Here is a 4177-nt window from a genome sequence, read left to right on the forward strand (position 1 = left end):
CATGAAAAGTAAGCCAAGCACCCATTACTAACACTGCGAGTGTCATAAACCTGGTCATCATGTAAATCCCTGATAAGCTGAAGGACATTACCTTATATCCAAGTAACTTCGCCTTACGGAATCTGCGATTATTCGTCGAAAATCGTTCCATTTCATATGTTTCATTAGTAAAAGACTGAACGACCCTAACACCTGAGACGCTGTCTTCCACACGTGCATTAACATCTGCAACTTCTTTGTACATTTGCTTCCATGCTTTATTCATCTTTAAATTACTTATAACAATTAGCAAAACAAGGAATGGCAATATACAAACGGATATGAGCGCCAGCTTCACATTGATCGTCAACATAATCCAAAAAGCTCCAATAAAGGTCATAATAGCAATGAATAAATCTTCGGGACCATGGTGTGCTAGTTCTCCGATATCAAACAAATCATTCGTGATTCGGCTCATAATATGGCCAGTTTTTGTGTTATCGAAAAATCTAAAAGACTGTTTTTGAACATGCTCAAATAGCTCTTCGCGCATATCAGTTTCGATATTAATCCCCAGTTTATGCCCCCAATAACCTACGATAAACTGCAAGAATGTACTAATTATATAGAGAAGTAATAAGCCCGCACTCACAGAAACAATTGCCGACCAATCGTCACCCGGCAACAGTGTATCTATAAACCATTGAACAGCTAGCGGAAAAGCAAGTTCAAGCACAGCTACAACCACTGCACTGAAGAAATCAATAATGAATAACCGCTTATGTGGCAGGTAATATGAAGCAAAACGTCGAATCATCAAATTATTCTCCTTTTAAACATATATATAGGAGTATAATTCCATATTCATTAATCTTCAAGTATTTCGGATTACGAAGCTAATATTATGGTAAAATTATCTATATTAAACAGCCACTAACCCGGCTCATAAACCTATTAATTTTAAGGAGTGAATCCAGTGTAATTTTAAAAATCCATTCTAATACCATATAACATTATTCATTCAAAAGGATGGTAATCATGAAGAACAAATCGTTTCGCCACCTTTGGATTGGTCAGGCGTTTGCTAATCTTGGAGATATATTTTATGTAGTCGGGTTGATTTCACTTATATATGCCTTAACAGGATCGGCTCTTTATTTGAGCTTGCTTCCGTTCACTACAACGATTTTTCGGTTTTTCAGTAGTTTACTTGCACCTCTCATTATTGACAGATTTACTTTAAAACGAATCCTTGTACTATCTCAATTGTGGAAAACTATCTTACTCATTATACTAGGAATCTATATAACTAATTTTAATCAAGCTTTTGCTGTGGTAGCTCTAATCTTTATCGCCATGATTTCATTATTAGATGGAGTAGCTGCCCCGGTAAGTGCAGCTTTGACGCCTCAATTAGTTCCAAAAGAAGAATTGATAAGGGCAAATGGTTTTTTGAATGTAATCACCCAGACAATCTTTGTCTCAGGGTGGCCACTTGGTTCTGTTTTATTAATATCCACCAGCAGTAGCTTTATTATTTGGATGACAGTTATACTTTATGCCGGTTCAACAATCTGTACCATAAAAATTGAAATCACTGAACAAACAGCAGAAACCATTCATTCATCAAGTCGGGATTCGATTAAATCCGGATGGGTGGCGATTCGAAAAAACCCAACTATTCGTACACTCATCTCCCTTGATTTTATAACAACTTTAGCATCTAGCGTCTGGGTCGCTGCTGTTATATATGTATATGTCGAACAGAACTTAAAACTAGGAGAGCAATGGTGGGGGTATATTAACACAAGCTACTTTATCGGCATGATTGTTAGTGGATTGCTTGTCATCCGTTTTGCAAAGTTACTAGAAAAATATATCTGCTTTTTCATTATTTTCGGACTATTTCTCAGTGCCCTACTGACAATGCTATTCGGTGCGAACACTAATCCAGCAATTGCTTTGCTGCTAGCATGTCTGTACGGCCTCCCAGAACAAATTCGGGATGTATTTTACACCAAGCTTATCCAAGATCAAGCATCGGAAAAAACATTAGCGAAAATATATGCGGTTTGGGGAGCTGTTATCAATCTTACGTTTGCTTGTTCCGTTCTGCTTCTAGGCTATATAACGGAAACATACGGTGTCAAAACAACTTTCCAATTCTCTTCAATTTTAATATTCATTGCCTTTCTTTATGCGATTTGGAAAAGGAAGGACTTTCAAGGGAAAGAAATATAAAATCATCACTGCAAGCCTTCTTGTACCTCCATTTGTTTCTGTATTTGAAAGGAGCTTTCATTTCGTAGCTCCTTTCCCTTTTTAGTGACACCCAAGGCTGTGTTGATCATGATTGGCTGTCCTCATATTTTTCCTGGGTAGGAACTTGCTTGGACCCGTTACAGCAAACCAACAGAACGATCCAAAATTGCATGGTTGATCGAAATTCTCTTTTTAATGCTCATTACTTACACCAAAACATTCTATTTTATAATTATAATATTCTGTTCCATATACGCCCAATTCTGTGGAAATTCCAAACCAATCTGCCAATAAGTGGCACCTATCAGTTCATAGGCATCAATCACTTCATATTTTGCGCTTATCGAACGAATATCTTCAAACCAAACGACATGATCCAAGTTTTCTTTTCTATAAGAATAGGTAGGTGATGCCGCTGACGTGTCGAAAGAGATTTCCGAGCCAGTCGCAATAGCAAGATTTTGTGCATTTTGCGCTGATAATGCCTTCGTATCATTGCTTGGTACAATCCAATCGTATCCATACATAGGAAATGCCGACTGCAATTTATACGCAGGGATATTCGTTAAAGCGTAACGAATAACCTCGACCATCCACCAAAGTGGAGAAATTGGTTCGGGTGGGCCAGTTGGATACCCAAAATCAATTGTCATCACGGCAACAAGGTCGGCTACCTCTCCAATTCCCCGATAATCATGACCGCCTACAATTCGATTGTCAGGATTATCTGATGTTTTTGCATGTACGTTAACATGAAGAATTAGTTCGTTCAACCCCTCTTTTAATTCTTTTAAAAAAAGCACATAATCAGACCGTCTTGCAGGCGGGATGAATTCGATGTCCATACTGACCCCCCCATAGCCTTTCTCCCTTACAAAATTCAGCATACTTTTAATCAAATTCCCTCTGTAAATCGAACTAGCGAGAACTTCACCCGCCAAGTCAGCATCAAAATCACCGTCTTGAAAATTCCGGATCATCAATAGTGGCGTCACCCCGGTCTGTTCGCATTTCGCGATAAGAGGGAGATCATCACCATCAACGACTGCATAGCCTTCCTTGGTAAAGGAATAAGCTACAATTGCTAAATAAGATAACTTATCACCATTCTCCTCAAGCGTTTTAAACACTACTCCACCTGAAATTGGGAAGGCAAACCCAAGCGTGATCAATTGATTTTTGTAAGGAGACGGAATCAAAATTTCCGTGTCGACCTTAAGTGAGCTTGCAACAAGCCCTGGATTTGCTTTCATGATGGTCGCTATACTTGTTCCAAAACGTCGGGCAATTTTAGAGAGCGTATCACCATTTTTTATAAGATACGTTCGATTCACCACTTTGTCATCCGGGATATACAACGCCAAACCGGGAACCAGTGCTGTTGATTCCAATCCGTTAACTTCAACTATCCTCGATGGGTCAACCTTATTCATTTTAGCAATTTCCCATAGGCTATCACCTTTTTTCACAATAACGATCGTCATTCAAAACCCTCCCACTCCCTCGAAAAAGTGTATGTTATTCGGGTATTTATATAGAACGAATTATCAAATTTTCATCGTGTTGAATATTCTGAATATATCAACACTCAGAGTCCGCCATGTTATTAATCTATACTGATTGATTTGTAAATAAAACTTACAATATTCCAGTCTCCCCGTACTTTTATACATGACGCAAAAAAACAGTCATAGGAGGCTAATTTAAAGGAATTATCAAATTGTCAACAAAACCATTTCTATTGGTCTGTCTGCAAACTACTTACGCTCTTTATGAAATGTACTTCGAAAAGCATATGAAGCAAAGAAAATTGGTTTACATGGATAGAACCTTGTCAAAATGGTGAGAAGTGTACAAATAGAAAAATATATTATCTTCACTGCTTTAAAATGAAAAGAGGCTGTCCAAAAGGACAACCTCTTACCTTTAATACTAT

General features: G+C 38.0%; 3 protein-coding genes. 1 reads left to right on the forward strand and 2 read right to left on the reverse strand.

The genetic code is table 11. From position 1 onward, the window contains the following. Positions 1 to 796 (reverse strand): ABC transporter transmembrane domain-containing protein (locus tag AC1DUW_RS22180; RefSeq protein ID WP_477643478.1); only part of this gene is annotated, 796 nt, incomplete at its 3' end. Positions 797 to 1017: 221 nt separating this feature from the next. On the opposite strand from AC1DUW_RS22180, the gene AC1DUW_RS22185 reads away from it, so the two are divergent. Beyond that, positions 1018 to 2220 carry an MFS transporter gene (locus AC1DUW_RS22185; RefSeq protein WP_477643479.1) on the forward strand — a complete coding sequence of 401 codons (1203 nt, stop codon included), beginning with the start codon at positions 1018 to 1020 and terminating at the stop codon, positions 2218 to 2220. A 242-nt stretch (positions 2221 to 2462) separates the two neighbouring features. Here AC1DUW_RS22185 and AC1DUW_RS22190 read toward each other — a convergent pair whose 3' ends face one another. Continuing rightward, entirely contained in the window at positions 2463 to 3725 is a 1263-nt protein-coding gene (locus tag AC1DUW_RS22190; RefSeq protein WP_477643480.1) for a LysM peptidoglycan-binding domain-containing protein, read from the reverse strand. Positions 3726 to 4177: the final 452 nt, after the last annotated feature.

The organism is Peribacillus sp. P4_C12, assembly GCF_056402095.1.

What these genes read in the sequence shown, in the direction of transcription:
- AC1DUW_RS22185 (WP_477643479.1), top strand. Translation starts at nt 1,018, where the DNA reads ATGAAGAACAAATCGTTTCGCCACCTTTGGATTGGTCAGGCGTTTGCT.
- AC1DUW_RS22190 (WP_477643480.1), bottom strand. Translation starts at nt 3,725, where the DNA reads ATGACGATCGTTATTGTGAAAAAAGGTGATAGCCTATGGGAAATTGCT.